20 protein-coding genes and 1 pseudogene are annotated in these 20,795 nt (G+C 71.6%); 10 read left to right on the top strand and 11 right to left on the bottom strand.

All coding sequences use genetic code 11. The features are described from left to right. Positions 1-39: 39 nt before the first annotated feature. Positions 40-1,680, bottom strand: a complete 1,641-nt coding sequence (gene groL, locus ACTMTJ_RS01640) for a chaperonin GroEL (protein WP_441214192.1) — start codon at positions 1,678-1,680, stop codon at positions 40-42. Between the two features lie 67 nt (positions 1,681-1,747). Beyond that, complete coding sequence (gene groES, locus ACTMTJ_RS01635; RefSeq protein WP_089012574.1) at positions 1,748-2,062, bottom strand: co-chaperone GroES; 315 nt, start codon at positions 2,060-2,062, stop codon at positions 1,748-1,750. 273 nt (positions 2,063-2,335) lie between these two features. Between groES and ACTMTJ_RS01630 the strand changes: the two genes are divergently transcribed. The 9 genes from ACTMTJ_RS01630 (at position 2,336) to ACTMTJ_RS01590 (ending at position 9,408) form a co-directional block, all read left to right on the top strand. Continuing rightward, entirely contained in the window at positions 2,336-2,524 is a 189-nt protein-coding gene (locus ACTMTJ_RS01630; protein ID WP_441214191.1) for a DUF1918 domain-containing protein, read from the top strand. 56 nt (positions 2,525-2,580) lie between these two features. Beyond that, positions 2,581-3,801 (top strand): THUMP-like domain-containing protein, encoded by a 1,221-nt coding sequence (locus ACTMTJ_RS01625; protein WP_441214190.1) that lies wholly within the window; start codon positions 2,581-2,583, stop codon positions 3,799-3,801. A 92-nt stretch (positions 3,802-3,893) separates the two neighbouring features. Further along, complete coding sequence (locus tag ACTMTJ_RS01620; protein ID WP_441214189.1) at positions 3,894-3,992, top strand: hypothetical protein; 99 nt, start codon at positions 3,894-3,896, stop codon at positions 3,990-3,992. Between the two features lie 11 nt (positions 3,993-4,003). Continuing rightward, positions 4,004-4,480 carry a Cys-tRNA(Pro) deacylase gene (gene ybaK, locus ACTMTJ_RS01615; RefSeq protein WP_441214188.1) on the top strand — a complete coding sequence of 159 codons (477 nt, stop codon included), beginning with the start codon at positions 4,004-4,006 and terminating at the stop codon, positions 4,478-4,480. A 260-nt stretch (positions 4,481-4,740) separates the two neighbouring features. Beyond that, positions 4,741-5,847 carry a sugar ABC transporter substrate-binding protein gene (locus ACTMTJ_RS01610; protein ID WP_441214187.1) on the top strand — a complete coding sequence of 369 codons (1,107 nt, stop codon included), beginning with the start codon at positions 4,741-4,743 and terminating at the stop codon, positions 5,845-5,847. A gap of 87 nt (positions 5,848-5,934) precedes the next feature. Beyond that, positions 5,935-6,738 carry an ATP-binding cassette domain-containing protein gene (locus ACTMTJ_RS01605; RefSeq protein ID WP_441214186.1) on the top strand — a complete coding sequence of 268 codons (804 nt, stop codon included), beginning with the start codon at positions 5,935-5,937 and terminating at the stop codon, positions 6,736-6,738. Then, positions 6,735-7,880 (top strand): sugar ABC transporter permease, encoded by a 1,146-nt coding sequence (locus ACTMTJ_RS01600; RefSeq protein WP_441214185.1) that lies wholly within the window; start codon positions 6,735-6,737, stop codon positions 7,878-7,880. The genes ACTMTJ_RS01605 and ACTMTJ_RS01600 overlap by 4 nt, the downstream gene beginning before the upstream one ends. 32 nt (positions 7,881-7,912) lie before the next feature. Further along, the gene (locus tag ACTMTJ_RS01595; RefSeq protein WP_441214184.1) at positions 7,913-9,097 is read left to right on the top strand and encodes an ROK family transcriptional regulator; all 1,185 of its coding nucleotides are present in this window, start codon (positions 7,913-7,915) and stop codon (positions 9,095-9,097) included. A 20-nt stretch (positions 9,098-9,117) separates the two neighbouring features. Then, positions 9,118-9,408 carry a DUF1707 SHOCT-like domain-containing protein gene (locus ACTMTJ_RS01590; RefSeq protein WP_441214183.1) on the top strand — a complete coding sequence of 97 codons (291 nt, stop codon included), beginning with the start codon at positions 9,118-9,120 and terminating at the stop codon, positions 9,406-9,408. 15 nt (positions 9,409-9,423) lie between these two features. Here the strand turns inward: ACTMTJ_RS01590 and ACTMTJ_RS01585 are convergent. The 5 genes and pseudogenes from ACTMTJ_RS01585 to ACTMTJ_RS01565 all read right to left on the bottom strand — a co-directional run. After that, positions 9,424-10,596 (bottom strand): annotated as a pseudogene (locus tag ACTMTJ_RS01585) (MFS transporter); the annotation flags it as partial. Continuing rightward, positions 10,593-11,168 (bottom strand): ArsR/SmtB family transcription factor, encoded by a 576-nt coding sequence (locus tag ACTMTJ_RS01580; protein ID WP_441214182.1) that lies wholly within the window; start codon positions 11,166-11,168, stop codon positions 10,593-10,595. The gene ACTMTJ_RS01580 and the pseudogene ACTMTJ_RS01585, both read right to left, overlap by 4 nt. Positions 11,169-11,213: 45 nt before the next feature. After that, positions 11,214-12,953 (bottom strand): ABC transporter ATP-binding protein, encoded by a 1,740-nt coding sequence (locus ACTMTJ_RS01575; RefSeq protein WP_441214181.1) that lies wholly within the window; start codon positions 12,951-12,953, stop codon positions 11,214-11,216. Next, positions 12,950-14,644 (bottom strand): ABC transporter ATP-binding protein, encoded by a 1,695-nt coding sequence (locus ACTMTJ_RS01570; protein ID WP_441214180.1) that lies wholly within the window; start codon positions 14,642-14,644, stop codon positions 12,950-12,952. Before ACTMTJ_RS01570 ends, ACTMTJ_RS01575 begins: the two co-directional genes overlap by 4 nt. Positions 14,645-14,710: 66 nt before the next feature. After that, complete coding sequence (locus tag ACTMTJ_RS01565) at positions 14,711-16,108, bottom strand: DUF6318 family protein (RefSeq protein ID WP_441214179.1); 1,398 nt, start codon at positions 16,106-16,108, stop codon at positions 14,711-14,713. A 221-nt stretch (positions 16,109-16,329) separates the two neighbouring features. On the opposite strand from ACTMTJ_RS01565, the gene ACTMTJ_RS01560 reads away from it, so the two are divergent. Next, positions 16,330-18,099: a substrate-binding and VWA domain-containing protein gene (locus tag ACTMTJ_RS01560; RefSeq protein WP_441214178.1), complete on the top strand. Its 1,770-nt coding sequence runs from the start codon at positions 16,330-16,332 to the stop codon at positions 18,097-18,099. A gap of 220 nt (positions 18,100-18,319) precedes the next feature. Here the strand turns inward: ACTMTJ_RS01560 and ACTMTJ_RS01555 are convergent, their stop codons facing one another. The 4 genes from ACTMTJ_RS01555 to tsaB are packed head-to-tail and all read right to left on the bottom strand — an operon-like array spanning position 18,320 to position 20,793. Then, positions 18,320-18,577 (bottom strand): hypothetical protein, encoded by a 258-nt coding sequence (locus ACTMTJ_RS01555; protein WP_441214177.1) that lies wholly within the window; start codon positions 18,575-18,577, stop codon positions 18,320-18,322. 11 nt (positions 18,578-18,588) lie between these two features. Next, positions 18,589-19,632 (bottom strand): tRNA (adenosine(37)-N6)-threonylcarbamoyltransferase complex transferase subunit TsaD, encoded by a 1,044-nt coding sequence (tsaD, locus tag ACTMTJ_RS01550; protein ID WP_441214176.1) that lies wholly within the window; start codon positions 19,630-19,632, stop codon positions 18,589-18,591. Beyond that, on the bottom strand, positions 19,625-20,068 hold the full coding sequence (gene rimI / locus ACTMTJ_RS01545; protein ID WP_441214175.1) for a ribosomal protein S18-alanine N-acetyltransferase: 444 nt from the start codon (positions 20,066-20,068) through the stop codon (positions 19,625-19,627). The genes tsaD and rimI overlap by 8 nt, the downstream gene beginning before the upstream one ends. Beyond that, positions 20,065-20,793, bottom strand: coding sequence for a tRNA (adenosine(37)-N6)-threonylcarbamoyltransferase complex dimerization subunit type 1 TsaB (tsaB, locus tag ACTMTJ_RS01540; RefSeq protein ID WP_441214174.1), 729 nt, complete (start codon positions 20,791-20,793; stop codon positions 20,065-20,067). The genes rimI and tsaB overlap by 4 nt, the downstream gene beginning before the upstream one ends. Between the last annotated feature and the right edge of the window lie 2 nt (positions 20,794-20,795).

Genomic DNA, 20,795 nt, shown 5'->3' with positions numbered 1-20,795 from the left:
AAGGGGCGCTCCCGAAGGAGCGCCCCCGTCAAACGCGAGCTAGAACCCGGGTCCGTGCTGGTGACCGTGGCCGTGGCCGTGGCCACCGGCGGGTGCCGGCTCGGGCTTCTCCGGCTTTTCCACGATCAGGCTCTCCGTGGTGAGCAGGAGACCGGCGATCGACGCCGCGTTGGTGACCGCGTTGCGGGTCACCTTGACCGGGTCGATGATGCCGGATCCGGCCAGGTCGACGTAGTCGCCGATGGCCGCGTCGAGGCCGAAGCCCCAGTCGTTGGCGCGCACCTTGTTCACCACGACGTAGCCGTCGTGGCCGGCGTTCTGCGCGATCCAGCGCAGCGGCTCGTCGAGCGCCTTGCGGACGATCGACACGCCGGTCGCCTCGTCGCCGGTGTGGCCCAGCCCGCCGTCGAGGGTCGCGGCCACCTGCACCAGCGCGGCGCCGCCGCCCGGCACGGTGCCCTCCTCGACCGCGGCCTTGGTCGCCGAGATGGCGTCCTCGATGCGGTGCTTGCGCTCCTTGAGCTCGACCTCGGTCGCGCCGCCGGCCTTGATCACCGCGATGCCGCCGGAGAGCTTGGCCAGCCGCTCGGCGAGCTTCTCCCGGTCCCAGTCGGAGTCCGAGGCCTCGATCTCCTTGCGGATCTGCGAGACCCGGTCGGCGACCTCGACGTCGTTGCCGCCGCCCTCGATGATCGTGGTGTTGTCCTTGTCGACGACGATGCGCCGGGCCGAGCCGAGCACCTCCAGGCCGACCGAGTCGAGCTTGTAGCCGAGCTCGGGCGCGACCACCTCACCGCCGGTGAGGATGGCCATGTCCTGGAGCATCGCCTTGCGGCGGTCGCCGAAGCCGGGCGCCTTGACCGCGCAGACCTTGAACGTCTTGCGGATCGCGTTGACCACCAGCGTGGCCAGCGCCTGCCCCTCGACGTCTTCCGCGATGATCAGGAGCGGCTTGCTGGCCTGGAGCACCTTCTCCAGCAGCGGCAGCAGCTCCTCGACCGCGGAGATCTTCTGCGTGGTGATCAGCACGTAGGCGTCTTCGAGCACCGCCTCCTGCGCGTCCGGGTCGGTCACGAAGTGCGGTGACACGAAGCCCTTGTCGAACTGGAGGCCCTCGGTGACCTCGAGCTCGGTCGCGAGGGTGGAGCCTTCCTCGACGGTGATGACGCCGTCGCGGCCGACCTTCTCCATCGCCTCGGCGATCAGGTCACCGATGGTGGCGTCCTGGGCCGAGATCGTGGCGACGTGCGCGATCGACTTCTTGTCGGCGACCTCGACCGCCTTCTCCAGCAGCGCCTTCGACACGGCCTCGGCCGCGGCGTCGATGCCCCGCTTGAGGCCGGCCGGGTTGGCGCCGGCGGCAACGTTGCGCAGGCCCTCGCGCACCATGGCCTGGGCGAGCACGGTGGCGGTGGTGGTGCCGTCGCCGGCGACGTCGTTGGTCTTGGTCGCCACCTCCTTGACCAGCTGCGCGCCGAGGTTTTCGTAGGGGTTGGCGAGCTCGATCTCCTTGGCGATCGTCACGCCGTCGTTTGTGATCGTCGGGGCGCCGAACTTCTTGTCCAGCACGACGTTGCGCCCGCGCGGACCGAGAGTGACCTTGACCGCGTCCGCCAGCGCGTTGACGCCGTGCTCGAGCTGGTGCCGGGCGTCATCCGAGAAACTCAGGATCTTCGCCATGTAAGTCCCTTCAGGCAGTACGCCCCGGACCGTGGTTCCGGCCCGGGGCGTATCAGCGTTCAGTCAGTCACTTCTCGATGACGGCGAGGACGTCGCGGGCGGAGAGCACCAGGTACTCCTCACCGGCGTACTTGACCTCGGTGCCACCGTACTTCGAGTAGATGACCGTGTCGCCGACCTTCACGTCAACCGGGATCCGGTTGCCCTTGTCGTCGACGCGGCCGGGGCCGACAGCGAGGACGGTGCCCTCCTGCGGCTTCTCCTTGGCGGTGTCGGGAATCACGATGCCCGACGCCGTGGTGGTCTCAGCCTCATTTGCCTGGACCAGAATCCGGTCCTCGAGCGGCTTGATCGCAACCTTGGTCGCGGTAGTCACGGGCATACCCTCCTGGGGTACTGGTCTGGTAGCCACCCGGATCGCTCCGGACGGCGGTCATACTGCTGCCTCATGCCACCGGGCGATGCCGTCGTCGCGGGTGCCGGCGTGCCCGAGAGCTAGCACCCTCGGTTTGAGAGTGCTAACCCGCAGGTTATGCCGGCCGCTAGCACTCCGTCAAGGAGAGTGCCAGCGTGCCCCGAACCGATGGCGCGCCGGAAGGTTTTGCGGGATCGTCAGAGGGAGTACCCCGCAGCCCATTCGCGCGGAGGCGATGACATGCAGGCCACAGTTGGTGACCGCTTGCACGTGCACAGCAATACGGTCGGCGCCCGCGATCGGATCGCCGAGATCGTCGAGGTCCGCGGGGCCGACGGCCATCCGCCCTACCTCGTCCGCTTCCCAGACGGCCACGAAAGCCTGGTCTTCCCCGGCCCCGACTGCGTGGTCGAGCCCACCGCACACTGATCCGGCGAGCACGGCCCGCTGACGACCGGCGGCCGGGCGGGGCCGACAATCGGGCGGTGCATCCCGACCAGCTCGCCGCGCTGCGTACCCCGGAAGGGGTGAAAGCCCTCGCGGCGGCGGCCGAGCTGGCCGGCGGTGACCCGCTGGCCGCGGCGGCCGCGCTCCGTGGTGCCGGCGTGCCCGCCGACCTGGCCGCCGCCGCGCTCACGCAGGCCGAGCTGCGGCGGCGCGCGGTGGCCAAGTTCGGTGTCGACGCTGGCCGCATGTTCTTCACGCGCGCGGGGTTGGAGCAGGCGACGCGGTCCGCGGTGGCCGAGCGCCGCGCCGCGCGGTTGCGCGCCGCCGGGGTGCGCACACTCGCCGACCTGGGCTGCGGCATCGGCGCGGACGCGATCGCCGCCGCCCGTGCCGGCATCGTCGTGTACGCGCTGGAAGCCGACCCGAGCACCGCGGCGATAGCCGCCGCCAACGCGGAAGTCCTGGGGCTCGACGGGATCCGCGTGAGACACGGTGACGCCACCGCGGCCGACCTGTCCGATGTGGACGCGGTCTTCTGCGACCCGGCCCGGCGGCGGGACGGGCGGCGGGTCTTCGATCCGAAGGCCTACTCGCCGCCGTGGGACTTCGTCACCTCCCTCCCCGAGCGGGTCCCGCGCACCGTGCTCAAGCTCGCGCCCGGGATAGACCACGCCCTGATACCTCGGGGCGCGGAGGCGGAGTGGGTGAGCGTGCGGGGCGAGGTGGTGGAGGCCGCCTTCTGGTGCGGCCCGCTCGCGGAGGTGCCCCGCCGCGCGGCGCTGCTGGGCGCCGCGGAGCTGCCCCGCCCCGCAGAGTTGGCCGGCGCGGCGGAGCTGACCGGCTCTGGCCTGGCGAGGGCGCCGGTGGGCGGCGTGCGGCCTTACCTCTACGACCCCGACGGCGCGGTGGTCCGGGCGCACCTCGTCGCGGAGTTCGCCGCCACGGTGGGCGGTCATCTGGCCGACCCGGAAATCGCCTACGTCTACGCGGACTCGGCGGTCGCGACTCCGTACGCCCGCCGCTTCGCGGTCGAAGAGGTGCTGCCCTTTTCGCTGAAGCGACTGAGGGCACTCCTTCGTGAGCGGGGCGTCGGCCGCCTGGAAATCATGAAGCGCGGCTCGGCGCTGGAGCCGGAGCGACTCCGCCGCGACTTGCGCCTGTCCGGCCCGGCGGCGGCCACGCTCGTGCTGACCCGGGTGGCCGGCGCACCCACCGCCCTGATCTGCTCCACGCTCAGCGGTACCACGAGTACCTCATAGCGCCGCCATAACGTACTTGTGGTACCGCTGAGCAAGGGGGCAGCATCCTTGGCCATGGCGGGCCACCGCATGTGCCTCCGCAGCTACGCGCCGTGGGCTGGCGGGTCCTGCGGTTCACCGCGGACGACGTGCTGCGCCATCCGGACCGGACCGTGCGGCAGATCGCGGGCGCTGTCGAGGAGCGGCGGTAGTCTTCGCAGTCGTGGCAGGCCAAGGCACCCCGGCGACGTCGCTCCTCACGAAGCAGAAGGTCGCCCACACCACGCATCCGTACTCGGTGTCGCCCGACTCGCCCAACTACGGCGCCGAGGTCGCGGCCGTGCTGGGGGTGCCGGCGGAGCGGGTCTTCAAGACCTTGGTCACCGAGGTCGACGGCGCCCTGACCGTGGCGGTCGTGCCGGTCACCGGCGACCTTGACCTCAAGGCGCTCGCAGCGGCCGCCGGCGGCAAGCGGGCGGTGCTGGCCGACCGGGCGTTGGCCGAGCGGACCACCGGGTACGTGCGCGGCGGGATCAGCCCGCTCGGGCAGCGCAAGCGCCTGCCGACCGTCGTCGACGCGACCGCCGCCGATCACGACACGATCTACGTATCGGCAGGTCGTCGAGGACTCCAGGTAGAGCTGTCGCCGCGCGACCTGGTGCGCCTCACCGCCGCGACACTCGCCGCCATCGGCAGCTGAGCGATTCGCCCTTTTTGCCCCGATACCGGGGTTAAAGTGGCTGATGATCGAGTCGGACATGATCCACGAACGGGCACATGTCGATCGCGTTGCTGAATTGTTATCGCCGCCAACAAACTCGTGGCGTCGGTGGTCTTGTGCGATCGCTCCGTGCCGCAATACGTTGCCGGGCACAACAAAAGTACGTGCCCACGACGCTCATCGCGCCTCGACGCGCGAAACACCCACCAAACCCACATTTCGATGAAAGGGCCCATGCAATGCGCAAAGGGATCCTCTCCATCGCTGCCGCCAGCCTGTTGGCAGTAGGGTCGCTCGCCGCGTGTGGCGACGACTCCGGCAGTGACACCGGCTCTGGCAACAACGGCGGCGGCAAGACCCCCAAGATCGGTGTGATCCTGCCGGACAGCAAGTCTTCCGTCCGCTGGGAGACGGCCGACCGCAAGTACCTCGAAGAGGCCTTCAAGGCCGCGGGGGTTCAGTACGACATCCAGAACGCCCAGGGTGACAAGAACACCTTCCAGACCCTGGCCGACCAGATGATCACCAATGGGGCCACCGTCCTGATGATCGTCAACCTCGACTCCGGCACCGGCAAGGCGGTCCTCGACAAGGCCAAGTCGCAGGGTGTCGCCACGATCGACTACGACCGGCTGACGCTCGGCGGCTCCGCCTCCTACTACGTCAGCTTCGACAACGTGGCCGTCGGCAAGCTCCAGGGCGAGGGCCTCGTCAAGTGCCTCACCGACATGAAGGTGCAGAAGCCGGTCGTGGCCGAGCTCAACGGCTCGCAGACCGACAACAACGCCACCCTCTTCAAGGAGGGCTACGACTCGGTCCTCAAGCCGAAGTATGACTCCGGCGAATACCAGAAGGGCCCGGACCAGTGGGTGCCCGACTGGGACAACACCCAGGCCGGCACGATCTTCGAGCAGATGGTGACCCAGACCGGCGGCAAGATCAACGGTGTGCTGGCCGCCAACGACGGCCTCGGCAACGCGGTGATCTCCGTCCTCAAGAAGGACAAGCTGAACGGCAAGGTCCCGGTGACCGGCCAGGACGCCACCGTGCAGGGCCTCCAGAACATCCTCGCGGGCGACCAGTGCATGACCGTCTACAAGGCGATCAAGCAGGAGGCCGACGCGGCCGCCGAGCTGGCGATCGGCCTGGCCAAGGGCGAGCAGAAGACCACCTCGCAGACGGTCAAGGACCCCGAGGGCGGCCGGGACGTGCCGTCGGTGCTGCTGACTCCGGTAGCGATCACCAAGGAAAACGTGAAGGACGTCGTCGCGGACGGCTTCGTCACCAAGGAAGAGCTGTGCACGGGCAGCTTCGCCGCCGCATGCACAGCGGCCGGCATCAGCTGACCTGAGATACGGTCGATCTAGGGCATATCGGCGCCAACCGATTTGGTTGCGCGCCGGTGTGCCCTAGATCAACGCTAAGGAGATGGCGTGACACCGCTGCTGGAAGCGCGCGGGATCGTGAAGCGGTTCGGCCCCGTACAGGTCCTGCAAGACGTGGATTTTTCCGTACCGCCCGGCGAGGTCACCGCGCTCGTCGGTGACAACGGCGCCGGCAAGTCGACGCTGATCAAGTGCATCAGCGGGATTTATACGAGCGACGAGGGCGAGTTCCTCTTCGAGGGCAACCCGGTCACCATCCATGGCCCGCGGGACGCCGCCGCGCTCGGCATCGAGGTCGTTTACCAGGACCTGGCGCTCTGCGACAACCTCGACATCGTGCAGAACATGTTCCTTGGGCGGGAAAAGCGCTCCGGCCTGGTGCTGGACGAGCCGACCATGGAGCAGATGGCCGCACAGACCCTGGCCGGTCTCTCGGTGCGCACGGTGAAGTCACTCCGCCAGCTCGTCGCCAGCCTCTCCGGTGGCCAGCGGCAGACGGTGGCGATCGCCAAGGCCGTGCTGTGGAACAGCAAGCTGGTCATCCTGGACGAGCCGACCGCCGCGCTCGGCGTGGCGCAGACCGCCCAGGTGCTCGAGCTGGTCCGCCGCCTGGCCGACAACGGACTCGCCGTCGTGCTGATCTCGCACAACATGAACGACGTCTTCGCGGTCTCGGACAACATCGCGGCCCTTTTCCTCGGCCGCATGGTCGCGCAGCTGCGCACGACCGACGTGACCCATGCCCAGGTGGTCGAGCTGATCACCGCCGGCCGCAGCGGCAACCTCGGCCTGCCCCCGGCGGACAACGGTGCCGAGCTCATGGACCCGACCATCCCGGGAGCTAAGGAATGACCATCACGGCGCAACACATCGAACCGGCGGCCGTGACGCCGAAGCCCACGGTGACGAGCATCGTCCGGGACTACATCGCCCGCATCCGCGGCGGTGACCTGGGCGCGCTGCCGGCCGTGCTCGGCTTGGTCGTGCTCTGCGTGTTCTTCGGCCTCATGCGTCCGGCGTTCTTCTCGGAGCGCAACTTCGCCAACCTGTTCACCCAGGGCGCCGGGGTCGCGGTGATCGCGATGGGGTTGGTGTTCGTCCTGCTGCTGGGCGAGATCGATCTTTCGGCCGGCTTCGCCGCCGGCGTCTGCGCCGCGGTGCTGGCGCAGGTCGTCGCCGTGCACGGTTACCCGTGGTACGTCGCGGTCCTCGCGGCCCTCGCGACCGGCGTTGTGATCGGTCTGGTACTCGGATTCCTGGTCGCGAAAGTCGGCATACCGTCGTTCGTGGTGACACTGGCCGCGTTCCTCGCGTTCCAGGGCACCGTGCTGCTGCTGATCAAGGGCGGCACCAACATCTCGATCGGCGACGACGTGATCGTCGCCATCGAAAACAACAACATGCCACCGTGGCTGGGCTGGGCTCTCGTGGCGCTGGCCGGCGGCGGCTACGCGGCGGTACAGCTGCTGAGCCACAGCCGGCGGCAGGCACGCGGGCTGGTCGTCGAGCCGATCGCGATCCCACTCGCCCGGATCGCCGGGCTCGTGCTGATCCTCGGTGGCTCGGTGTACTTCCTCAACCTCGAGCGCAGCATCAACCCCGTGATCAACTCGCTCAAGGGCGTGCCGATTGTCGTGCCGATCATCGGGATCCTGCTGATCGTCTGGACGTTCGTGCTGCGGCGCACCGCGTACGGCCGGCACATCTACGCGGTCGGCGGCAACCGGGAGGCCGCCCGCCGGGCCGGCATCAACGTGGACCGGATTCGCATCTCGGTCTTCGTGATCTGCTCGTTCATGGCGGCGATCGGCGGCAAGGGCCGCGTGATGGACGCCGTCCTCGGCGGCGCGGTGATCGCCGTGATCGACAATGGCATGGGCCTCATGGAGCTCAGCTCCGGGCAAAAGTTCGTCTTCACCGGCTCCGTGCTGCTGCTGGCGGCCGGCGTGGACGCTCTTTCCCGGCGGCGGGCGGCGGCCACCGGCATCAGGTAACGCCGTTCATCATCGGGGAGGCTGGGCAACGGATGCGCACGGGACCAAGCCAGGAGGAGGTGCGCCGGCAGAACCTCGGTGCGCTCCTTCGGTACGTGCACATCCACGGTCCGACCTCGCGCGCCGAGCTCACCTCCGAGCTGGGTCTCAACCGCAGCACCATCGGGGCGCTCACCGCCGACCTGGCCGGCGTCGGCCTGGTGACGGAGGCGGCGCCCCGGGAGACGGGCCGGGCCGGGCGACCATCGCTGGTCGTCCGGCCGGAGTCCGAGCGGGTGTACGCGTACGCGTTCAGCATCGAGGTCGACCAGCTGCGCGTGGCACGGGTGGGGCTGGGCGGCGAAGTGCTCGACCACCGGGCCGACGACCGCCCCTCCGGCCAGCCGGCCGCCGAGGCGGTGCCGCTGCTCGCCGAGTTCGTCAAAGACCTTCAGCAGGCGGTGCCGGACGGCGCCGTCTACGTCGGCGGCGGCGTATCCGTGTCGCGGGTGATGCGCCGGGCGGACGGCAAGGCGGGGCTGAGCGGTGGCGCCGACAACGCCGCTGTGGCCGAGCCGCTCAGTGCCGTGCTCGCCGCCGAGCTGGACGCCGATCGACCACTGGTCGTCGGCAACGCGGCCGACGTGGCGGCGCTGGCCGAGCACGCCAGAGGCGCCGCGGTCGGTTGCGACAACGTTATCTACCTGCACCGCGATGCCGGCGTCGACGCCGGCATCATCGTCGGCGGCCGCCGGCTCACCGGCCACGCCGGGCAGGGCGGGCAGGTCGGCCACATGGTGGTACTTCCCGGCGGGCGGCCGTGCAGCTGCGGCTCGCGCGGCTGCTGGGAGACCGAGATCGGCGACCGCGCGCTGCTCAACGCCGCGGGGCGCGACAGCGAAGGCGGCCGGGGCGCGGCGCTGGCCGTGGTCGACGCGGCCTCTCGGGGCGACGCGAGCGCGCAGGCGGCGGTGCGGCAGGTCGGTGACTGGCTCGGCTTCGGCCTGGCCAACCTCGTCAACATCTTCGATCCCGAGATGGTCATCTTCGGTGGCACCCTCCGCGACGTCTATCTCGTCGCCGCCGCGCAGGTGCGCAGCCGCCTCAACTCCATGGCCCTGATCGCCGCGCGGGAACACGTACGCCTGCGTACCCCGCAGCTGGGCGAGGACGCCGCGCTGATCGGCGCGGCCGAGCTGGCCTTCGAACGACTTCTAGCCGATCCCCTGTCCAGCTGAGCCGGCGCTACCCTGAGCCGGTGGGTAGCGAGCTGCGGGCGTCGGATGAGGATCGGCACCGCGTGGTGGACGCTTTGCAGCGCCACACGGAGGCCGGGCGGCTGAGCCTCGACGAGTTCACCGAGCGGGTCGACAGCGCCTACGCGGCCCGCACGCTGGCCGAGCTCGCCGCGGTGACCCGCGACCTACCCGCCGAGCCCGTCACCGCCCCGGCGGCCGCGGACACCGGACGGCGAGACCTGCTCGTCATCTTCGCCGTCGCCGGTGTCGCGCTCGTGTTGCTCCTCGTCTTCATGGCCCTGACCCGCTGAGCGGTCCATCTCGCGCCAGGCCGGCGAGACGAGCGGCACCAGCGTGACCGCGAGGTAGAGGGCGCCGAAGAGCAGCCACGCCGTGGTCAGCCCGAGCAGCTCCACCGACCACCCGCCGAGCAGCGCGCCGAGCGGGATGCCGCCCCACGCGATCGCCAGCGTGATACCCAGCACCCGGGCCCGCATCGCGTCGGGCACCCGCTGGTACTGCACCGCGCTCAGCACCGGGTTGACGCCCCCGATCGAGAAGCCGGCGACCAGCGCGACCGCGTAGACCAACCACGTGTCGCCGGCGAGCCCCAGTACGACGAAGCGGGGCGCGCCGCCGATCAGCATGCCGACAACGAACGTGCCATAGCGCGGCAGCCGCGGCGCGAGCACGGCGAAGACCGCGCTGCCCGCCACCGCACCCACGCCGAAGACGCCGAAGAGCAGCCCGAGCGCGGTGGCGGAGCCGGCCACGTCGCGGGCCCAGACCGGCGCGAGCACCGCGGAGTACGCCTGGTCGAGCAGGTTGGTCGCGAAGATCATGAGGGCCAGGCCGATGATCAGGCGGTCGCGCGCGATAAACCGCCAGCCGGCGCGCAGCGCCCGCAGGTACGGCTCGCGCCGCTGCTCCGCCTCGCCGCCCGGCACCAGGAGCGCGACGAGGACACCGGCGATCGCGAACGACGCGGCGTCGAGCAGCAGCACCACCGTCGCGTCGAACGCGGTGACGAGGACGCCGGCGATCGGCGGGCCGAGCAGGGTGGAGAGTCGGTACATGCCGTCGTGCAGGCCGGTCGCGCGGGTCACGTCGATGCCGGCGGTGGCGATGGTCCGCGGGAGCAGCACGCGCTTGGCCGAGTCGCCGAAGCCGCGCAGTGTGCCGACCATCGTCACGAGCGCGACGAGCCCGGCGTAGCCGAGCCCGGGACCGTGGTGCAGCAGCGGGATTGCCGCCACCGTCGCCGCGCTGCCGATGTCGCCGAGCACGGACACCCGGCGGTGGCCGAGCCGGTCGAGGAGCGGGCCGCCGAACGCGCACACCAGCACGTACGGCAGCATCTCGGCGAACACCACGATGCCGGTGCGGGCGGCGCTGCCGGAGGTGGCGAGCACAAACCAGGGCAGCGCCACGAACGACATCCGGGTGCCCACAAAGGACACTCCCTCGGCGGCGAGCAGGCCGGCGAACCCCCGCCTCATCCGTCGTCCGCCCTTCGCACGAAGGGCATCAGCTGCACCTGGTAGACGACGAGCTCGGCGTCCTCCGGCGGCTCGGGCTCGGCGTGCTGCCGGTAGCGCTGGATCACCGCGTCGAGCTCGTCGCGCAGCCGCGCCGCCTCAGCCGGGGTCAGCCGCAGCATGGCGTTGCTGAGGGTGCTGCCGGGGCGCCACTCCTCCGGCAGCACCTGGCTCTCCCCCAGCCACCGCTCCGTGGTGTCCGCGTAGCTGGCGGCCACCGCCCGCATGTAGGTCTCCGCGTCGGCCGGCGCCTCCAGGACCGTCTTCTCGTCGAGCAGCGTGCGCTCGTGGGCGGCCCGCCACCAGCGCTCGCGGCCCACGCCGCGGCCGGTCTCCTCCACCACGAACCCGTATGTCGCAAGCTGCCGCAGGTGGTAGCTGGTCGCGCCGCTGGAGAGCCCGAGGCGCTCGGCCAGCGTGGTGGAAGTGGCCGGCCCGTCCTGCCGCAGCAGCCCGAGGATGCGCACCCGCAGTGGGTGTGCGACCCCGCGCAGCGACGTCGGATCCAGCCGTACGCGGCTTTCTTCAGACATGTTTGCAAAGGTAGCCTTGCAAAGACTTCTTTGCAAGACGTGTGTCTATGAGCCGTGCCAGCTCCGCCACAGCGCGGCGTACGAGCCGCCCGCCGCCACCAGCTCGGCGTGCGAGCCGAGCTCGGTGATCCGGCCGTCTTCGACCACCGCCACCCGGTCGGCGTCGTGCGCGGAGAAGAGCCGGTGCGCGATCGCGATGACCGTGCGCCCCTCCAGCACCGCCGCGAGCGAACGCTCCAGGTGGCGGGCCGCCCGCGGGTCGATCAGCGAGGTGGCCTCGTCGAGCACCAGCGTGTGCGGGTCGGCCAGGACCAGCCGGGCGAGCGCCAGCTGCTGCGCCTGCGCCGGCGACAGCGGATGGCCGCCCGCGCCCACGACCGTGTCAAGCCCGTCCGGCAGGGCCCGCGCCCACTCCAACGCGTCGACCGCGGCCAGCGCGGCACGGACCCCGTCGTCGGTGACCGAGGGGCGGGCCAGCACCAGATTTTCGCGGAGCGTGCCGATGAACACGTGGTGCTCCTGGGTGACCAGCGCGACGTGCGAACGCAGCTCGTCGAGCGGCAGCTCCACCAGCGGCGCGCCGCCAACGGTGACCGAACCCGCCCGCGGCCCGTGTATGCCGGCGAGCAGCCGGCCGAGCGTGGACTTGCCCGCGCCGGACGGACCCACCATGGCCAGCCGCTCACCCGGCGCCACCGCGAGCGAGACACCGTGCAGCACGTCGCGTCCCTCCACATAGGAGTACCGCACGTCGCGCGCGGCCACGCCCTCGCCATCCGGCCGCGCGTCCGACGGGATCCTGTCGTCCGGCACCTCCGAGACGCCGAGGATCCGGGCCAGCGAGGCGCCGCCCACCTGGAGCTCGTCGAGCCAGGACAGGAAGCGGTCGAGCGGGTCGACGAGCAGCTGCACGTACAGCGTCGCGGCGGTCACTTCGCCGAGCGTCACCCACCCCTCCAGGTAGAACCAGCCGCCCACGACGAGCGTGGCGACGACCGGCAGCACGTACGCCACCTCGGTCAGCGGCCACCACACGGTACGCAGCTTGAGCGTGTACAGCTCGGCCGAGTACTGCCGGCGGATGTCGTCGTCGGTGCGCCGCCGGCGGCTCTCCTGCCGGCGCAGCGCCTCCGTCGTCCGCGAGCCCTCCACGGTCTCGGTGATGCCGTCGGTGATATCCGAGTACGCCGCGTTCTCCCGCAGGTAGCCCTCGGGCGCGCGGCGCAGGTACCACCGGGTGCCCACCCACAGGATCGGCACCGCGATCAGGCAGGGCAGGCCCAGCAGCGGGTCGACGAGCAGCAGCGCGCCGATGGCGAAGACGCCGGTGGCGAACGCGATCAGCGTCTCCGGCACCGCGAAGCGCACCGACTGGGAGAGCGCCGCCACGTCGCGGGAGGTGCGGGTCACCAGGTCGCCGGTGCCCGCACGCTCCACCGTGGACAGGGGGATGGCGAGGATGCGGTCGACGAAGTCTTCGCGCAGCTCGGCCAGCACCCGCTCGCCCAGCCGGGCCGACGCGATGTGTGCGAAACGCGTGACCACGGACTGCACTACCACGAACCCGGCGATGGCCAGCGCGATCCGGTCGACCGTCACGGTCGTGGTGCCCCGCTCGATCGCCTCGACGAGGTCGCCGATGAGGCGGGGCGCGGCCAGGCCGGCGACCGCGGCGAACACGTGCAGGCCGATCGCCCCGGCCAGCGCACCGGGGTGGCGGCGCATCAGCGCGCGGGCGTACCGCCGCACCTGCCGCGCGTCCGCCACCGGCAGTGCCGCGCTCACGTCTCCTCCCCTCGGGTCACCACCGCGGCGTACCGCGGCTCGTTTTCCAGCAGCTCGCGGTGGCCGCCCTCGGCGGCCACCTTCCCGTCTTCGACGAAGACCACGTGGTCGGCCCGATCCAGCACCAGCGGGCTCGTCGTGCAGACCACGGTGGTGCGGCCGGCCCGCGCGCCACCCAGCCGGGCGGCGATCCGCGCCTCGGTGTGCGCGTCGACCGCGCTCGTCGGCTCGACGAGCACCAGCACCCGCGGGTCGGCCAGCAGCGCCCGGACCAGCCGCAGCCGCTGCTGCTGCCCGCCGGAGAACTCCCGGCCGCGCTCCGCGACCACGGTGTCCAGCCCCTCGGGCAGGGCGTCCACGATGTCCGTCGCGCTCGCGGCCTCGAGGGCGGCCGGGATCCGCCCGTCGTCACCGCCCAGCTCGCCTCGGAGCGGGCCCGAGAACAAGCGCCCGTCGTTGTCGGCCACCATCACCCGCTCGCGCACGGTCGCCAGCGGCAGGTCCCGCAGGGGTACACCGGAAAGCGTCACGTCGCCGTCCACGTACCGCCCGAGGCGGTCGGCGATCTCCGCCGCGTCTTCGGGCGCCGTGGCCGCGATCGCGGTGAGCCGCCCGGGGCGCACGACCACGCCGGACTCCTCGTCGACGAGGTCGCCGTCGCCGTCTGGCAGCGACGCCGGGCGGGCCGGCTCGGCGAGGTCGCGGCGCAGGTCCAGCATCGCCACCACGCGCCGGGCGGCCACGTGCCCGCGGGTCAGCTTGTCGATCGTCTCGGTGATCGTCCTCAGTGGAGATATCAGGAACGACGCGTACCCGTAGAACGACACGAGCTGGCCCGGCGTGATCTCGCCGCGCAGCGCAAACCGGGCGCCCAGCCACACGACCAGCACCACGAACGCGCCCGGCACGAACACCTGGGCCGCCTCGAGCACCGACTCGACCCGCGCCACGCGTACCCCCGCGGATCGCAGCGACTGCGACTCGGCGCGGTAGCGCGCCGAGAAGGTCGCCTCGCCGCCCACGCCGCGCAGCACCCGCAGCCCGGTCACGATGTCGCCGGACCGGGTGGTGAGCTGACCCTGCTGGTCGCGGTATGCCTGCTGGCGGTGGTGCAGCGGCCGGATCAGCCCGCCCACGAGCGCCATCAGCAGCGGCACGCCGATGATGACGACGAGGCCGAGCGGCACCGAGGCGCTGAAAAGGATCGCGGCGATCGTGACGATGGCGGCGACCGCGCCGGCGCCGCGCGCGGTCACGTCGAGCGCGTTGCCGATGTGGCTGATGTCGGCGGTGCCGATGCTCACCACCTCGCCGGTGGCCAGCCGCTTGGTCAGCGTGGCGCCGAGGCGGTTGGCCTGCGCGATGGTGAGCTGGATGGTCCGGTAGGCCGCCGCGAGCCAGTTGAAGACCGCGAAGCGGTGCCGGAGGATGCCGGCTGCTGCCTGGATGAGGCCGAGTCCAAGAAGGACAGTGCCCCAGGTCAGCAGCGCACCGTGGTCGCGGTCGGCGAGGCCGGCATCGACCGCCTTGCCGATCACCGCCGGCATCAGCGCCTGGCTGACCATCCAGACGACGCCCCAGGCGAGGCCGGCCACCATGGACGGCCACGTACGCACGGCCAGCCACCACAGGAAACGGGTGGCTGACCGGTGATCGGGCGCGCCGGGATCGGCGACCGGTAAGGAGCGCATAGTATCCGCGAAATTACAAGATCAACACACCGCAACGCCACCGATTTTCGCTGCTCCGGGGCCTCCCTATGCGACGCAGCCCGCCGTCGGCACGCCCGCCACCCGCCAGCGGTTGTTGGTCCAGTCGAGGCTCACCATGCAGTTGGCGACGGTCAGTCCGGCCAGGCTCCCCCGCTCCACGCCGGTGCGGTCGAGGGTCGCGCGCGGGCTGCGGTCGAGGGTCGCCTCGTAGATCGGGCTGTCGAGGGTGAAGAGCCCGTTGGTGGCCACGTTGCGCACCACGTAGACGCCGCCGCGCATCGAGCCGCCGTCGCCGTACGCGTCGCCGATGGTCTCCACCACCGTCTCGCACTCCCGGCAGCCCGGCCCGGTGGCCTCCCGCAGCGGCGCGGTCTCGCCCGTGCCCTGCGCGTGGTTGAGCAGTGTGAACCAGTACCTGACGAACGCCGCACCGCCCTCCCGGGTGTGCGCGCCGGCGGCGGACGGCAGGGGTGGCGCCTTCGAGGTGCCGGTCGCGGACGCGGCGCCGCCGGTCGAGCCGGCGGGCGGGCGGGTGCCGCCGCCACCACCCTGCTCACTCGCCGGCTCCCACGGCCTCGTCACCGCGAAAGCGGCCAGCACCAGCGCCAGCGCCACACCGAAGGCGACGGCCAACCGAGTCGGGCTGCCGAAGAGCCAGGCCGGGCCGCGCGCGCCCGGCCGGCTCTGGCCGCGCGTACGCGCCGGGCCGGCACCGATCGCCGCGCGGGACGCGGGTGCCACCGCCGCCGGCGCCGTCGCCAGCCGCGTCGCCAGCGTGCCCAGCTCGTGACCGATCTCGGCCGCCGAAGGACGGGCGCCGGGATCGGGGCGCACGCACTCTTCCGCGATCATGCGCAGCCGCGCCGGCGAGTTGCCGGGCAGCATCTCGCCGAGCATCGCGCCGAGCGCGTAGACGTCGCTGGACGGCACCGGGACCGCCCCGTCGGTCACCTCCGGTGCGCGGTACTTGAGCCGCTCGAACGGCTCCGGGTAGCGGCGCCCGGCCCGTACCAGGAGCATCACCGAGAAGTCGGTGACGCACGCCGGCCCCTGCCCCTGGACCGGCACCACCACATTGGACGGTTTGATGTCTCCATGCACGACGCCGATCTGGTGCGCGGCGCTCAGCGCGTCGGCCACGGCGGCCCCCACCGCCGAGGCGCTGCCGGCGTCGAGCGGCCCCTCACGGGCGAGCCGCCGCCCGAGGTCGACGCCGGGCACGAGGTCGGTCACCAGCGCCAGCGTCCCCTCCTCCACCACGATGTCGAGCAGCCGGGCGATGCTCGGGTGCCACAGCATCGTGAGCTGCCCGCGGGCGCGCACGAACCGGTCCACCAGCCGCGGGTCCGCGGCGAGGTCGGGATACATCAATTTGACGGCGACGGCACGGTCGGTCCCGAGATCGACCGCTTGCCACACCTCGCCGGTATCCCCACCCGCCATGAACTCATACAGCCGGTAACGGCCTCCCACCGTTCGAGTCACGTACCTCGTCCCCCAATATGACCATTGGCCTGCTGGATTGTGACCGTGATGGCCACCAACCCAACCCCCCGGGACCGTATGTTCGTATCACTGTGCAACCAACGCGGCGATAAGTCATCCTCGTGTACTGAGCGCGATCATGACATCGCTGGGCGTCATGCGATGTGGGGTGAATAGCCTTGGCGGAATCCGTCCTCCGACACCGGCGTTCCAGCCGCAACGGCCGGCTGGCCGTGACCGCGGGCGCCGTCGCGCTCGCCGTCGGCGGCGGCACCGTGGGCTACTTCCAGCTGACCGGCGAGGAAGAGGTCTGCACCGGCGCGCCCGTGCAGATCAGCGTCGTGGCCTCACCCGACCACTACCCCATCGTCAACGAGCTCACCGACCAGTGGAACGACGCCGGCCCGGTCGTCGACGGCCACTGCGTCTCCGCCACCGTGCGCGCGATGCCGTCGAGCGCGGTGGCCGCCTCGATCGGCCCAGGTTGGGACGAGGCGCGTGACGGACCCCGGCCCGACGTGTGGGCACCCGACTTCAGCGCCTGGCTCTCACTCGCCGCCGGCCGCCCCGACGCCGCGGCCGTGCTGCCGCAGGAAAAGTCGCCGAGCCTGGCGAGCTCGCCGACGGTCATCGGCATGCAGCGGCCGATGGCGGAGGCGCTGGGCTGGCCCAAGCGCGCGCTCGGGTGGACCGACCTGGTCGGCGCCTTCCAGGGCGGCAAGACCTGGGCCAACTACGGCCACCGCGAGTGGGGCGCGATGCGGCTGGGCATGGCCGACCCGACCCGTTCCGGTGCGGGGTTGGCCTCCGCGATGACCATCATGGATCCGGACAACAACCAGACGCAGACCAACGAAGAGCTGTACATCGCCCTCTCCGCCTCGCAGCTCACCACGACGACCGCGGAAGACCCGGCGGCGCTGCTGCGCAAGTACTCCGACGCGGGCGCGGCCGGCGTCGCCACGCTGCCCGCGGCGATTCCCGTGCTGGAGCGCGAGCTGGCGGAGTACGCGGCCGGCTCGCCGAAGGTGCCGCTGGTGCCCGTCTACCCCAAGGAGGGCGCGGCGTACGCCGACTACCCCTTCGCCGTGCTGCGCGCCCCGTGGGTCGACGAGGTACGCCGGCAGGCGGCCGCGGGGCTGCTCGCCCACCTGCAAAAGCCGGAGAGCCGCCAGGCGTACGAGCGCGCCGGCTTCCGCGACACCGGCCACGCCACCCGCGACACCGGCCTGCTCAACGCCGAGCGCGGCTTCCAGACCACGGTCACCTCGCCGGAACGCACGCCGACCGCGCAGGCCCTCAGCCAGATGCTCGCCGTGTGGGGCGTGCTCCAGCGCTCCAACAACGCGCTGCTGCTCCTCGACGTCTCCGGCTCGATGAACGACCCGGTGCCGGGCACCAACCAGACCCGCCTACAGCTCATCCAGAAGGCCGCGATCGCCGGCGCCGGGCTGCTCAACAACGGCACTGTCATCGGCCTGTGGGCGTTCGCCACGCAGCTGACCCCGACCACCGACTACCGCGAGCTCGTCGCGCCCGGCCCGGCCGGCGGCATCGTCGGCGGCGTCCCACGCCGCCAAGCGGTGGCCGGCGCCGTGCAGACCCTGAAAGCCTCGGGTGGCACTGGCCTCTACGACTCCATCGGCGCGGCCTACGACCGCATGCAGAAGGCGTGGAAGCCCAACGCCCAGAACATGGTCGTGGTCATGACCGACGGCAAGAACGAGGACGAGTCCGGCCTGTCGCTCCAGCAACTGCTCGCCAAACTGAAGACCTCGGCGCGCGCCGACCGCCCCCTGCCGATCCTGGCCATCGCGGTAGGCCCCAAGGCCGACGCGTCGGCGCTGGAGCAGATCACCAAGGTCACCGGCGGCCGCACCTTCGTCGAACGCAACGACGTCAGCGCCATCCAGCAGATCATCCTGGCCTTCGCCGGCAGGGTTTCCTGACGATCTCGAGAGCTTGCCGGGTGTGGCTTGGGGATCGTGGAGGATTCGGGTCGCTATGACGACCTGAATCCTTCACCTAGAACCGTGCCGATCAAGGTCTCGTGGTGTGGTGCCGAGAGCGCTGCCAGCGAGGGGGTAGATCTTGGTATGAAGGTGCCCCTCTGAGGGCCAATTCGTACCAAGATCTGCTCAGCGCCGGCCGGGAGCGGCCGGCGTGGTTTCAGCGGTCGACTTGGGTGAAGTCCCAGGCGTGGGGCTTGCGAGCAACCAGGTCGGCCGGCGGGTCGGGCAGCTGCACCGGGGTGCTGCCCCGCCACTTCGAGACGACCACGACGCGGTGGTCGGTGGAGGAGAAGACCTCGCTGGAGATGTGGAGCGGCTCGACCTCGATCCGTGGCACCGCCGTGTCGCATACCCACGAGATCAGGTCGGCGAACCTGGCCGGCTCGCCGCGTACCTCCCACATCCGGACGATCACGTCGCCGGACACTACACGCTCACGATCGTCAGCGGCATGGCCGAGTCGGCGGGAAGGTCGAGCCGGCTCGGGGCGACGCCGCGCGCGACGAGGTGGGAGCCGAGTGCGGCCACCATGGCGCCGTTGTCGGTGCAGAGCTTGGGGCGTGGTGTGCGCACGGTGATGCCGTGCTTGGCGCAGCGTTCCTCGGCCATCGCGCGCAGCCGCGAGTTTGCCGCCACGCCACCGCCGATCACCAGCGTCTCGATGCCCCGGTCGCGGCAGGCGTCGACGGCCTTGGCGACCAGGACGTCGCAGACCGCTTCCTGGAACGAGGCCGCCACGTCTGCCACCGGCACCGGCTCGCCGAGCCGCTCGCGTGCCTCGACCCACCTCGCCACCGCGGTCTTCAGGCCGGAGAACGAGAAGTCGAACCGGTGCGCGGCCAGGTCCTTCGGCGCGGTGAGCCCGCGCGGGAAGGGGATCGCGCCCGGGTCACCCTCGCGCGCCGCCCGGTCGATCGGCGGTCCGCCCGGGAACGGCATGCCCAGCAGCCGGGCCACCTTGTCGAACGCCTCGCCGGCCGCGTCGTCGATCGTCGCGCCGAGCGGCGTCACGCCGGTGGCCAGGTCGTCGACCTCCAGCAGCGACGAGTGACCGCCGGAGACCAGCAGCGCGATCGCCGGCTCGGGCAGCGGCCCGTGTTCCAGCGTGTCCACCGCCACGTGCGCGGCCAGGTGGTTGACGCCGTAGATGGGCTTCTCGGCCGCCACCGCATACCCCTTGGCGGCGGCGACCCCGACGAGCAGCGCGCCGGCGAGACCGGGGCCGGCGGTCACGGCGATCGCGTCGACGTCGGCGAGCGTGACGCCGGCCTCCTTCAGCGCACGCTCCATTGTGGGCACGATGGCCTCCAGGTGCGCGCGGCTGGCCACCTCGGGCACCACACCGCCGAAGCGCGCATGCTCGTCCACACTGGACGCCAGCGCGTCGGCGAGGAGCGTGTGCCCGCGGACGATCCCCACACCGGTCTCGTCGCAGGAGGTCTCGATTCCCAGTACCAGCGGCTCAGTCATCGTGTCTCATCATCACCAGGGCGTCGGTGTTGCTCGGTTGGTAGTACCCGCGGCGGAGGCCCACCGCCTCGAATCCGTAGTCGCCGTAGAGCTTCTGCGCCGGTCCATTGTCGACGGCGACCTCCAGCAGCACCTTGCGTACGCCGCGCCGCGCCGCCTCGGCCAGCAGCGCCTCCAGCAGCGTGCGCCCGATGCCACGGCGCTGCGCGTCCCGCCGCACAGCGATGTTCTGCACCCAAGCCTCGTCGGGCGGCTGCACGGCGAGCCCGGCGTATCCGAGGACCTCACCCTCGTCGCCGGTCGCGGCGAGGTAGTGGTGGCCGTTGGCCAGCTCGTTCCAGAACATGGCCGCCGACCACTGCTCGGCGCCGAAGAGGTCGGCCTCGATGGCGATCACCTCGTCGATGTGCCACCAGCGGAGCGGCAGGATCTTCATCGCAGGACCGGTTTGCGCCCTGCCGCCGCCACCGCGTCCGGGCGCCGCAGGTAGAGCGGGGTGAGCCGCTCGCCCGGCCCTTTCGCCCGGATCCGCTCGGCCGCCAGCTCGACGAGCGCGGCCGCCGGCGGGTATCGCGGCTCGTCGCGCACCGGGAGGCCGAGCACGTCCGCGTACTTGAGCGCGCCCTCGCCCACCGCGCCGGTCACCCCGAGGCCGGCGACCCGCTCGGCCACGGCGGCCGGCAGGTCGACGTCGGGCTCGGTGACCCGGGCGCCGCGATCGTAGACGGCCCAGTAGATCTCCTTGCGCCGCGCGTCGGTGGCGGCGAGGACGCGGCCGCCGCGGTCCACGCGGCCGAGCGCGTCGAGCGAGCGGCCGGCCTGATCCGCGCGGCCGGCCTGATCCACGCGGCCGAGGGCGTCGAGTGAGCAGACGCCGTACGTGGGGATGTCGAGTGTCTGCCCCATGCTGGCGGCGGTGACGAGCCCGACCCGTAGGCCGGTGAACGGCCCCGGTCCGACGCCGGCCACGATCGCGTCGAGGTCACGGGGGGCGGCGCCGGCCTCGCCGAGCACGGCCTCGACGGCGGGGGCGAGCAGCTCGCCGTGTGCCTTGGCGTCGACGGCCTGCCGCTGCGCGCGCATGACGACGCCGTGGTCGGTCACCTCCGCGAGGGCGGCCGTGACCGCCGGGGTCGACGAGTCCACCACGAGTACAAGCACGA

The sequence above is a fragment of the Phytohabitans sp. LJ34 genome (genome assembly GCF_052068095.1).
Taxonomy (GTDB): Bacteria; Actinomycetota; Actinomycetes; order Mycobacteriales; family Micromonosporaceae; genus Phytohabitans.
The sequence above is the reverse complement of the archived record's forward strand: the minus strand, read 5'-3'. Positions and strand labels throughout refer to the sequence as shown.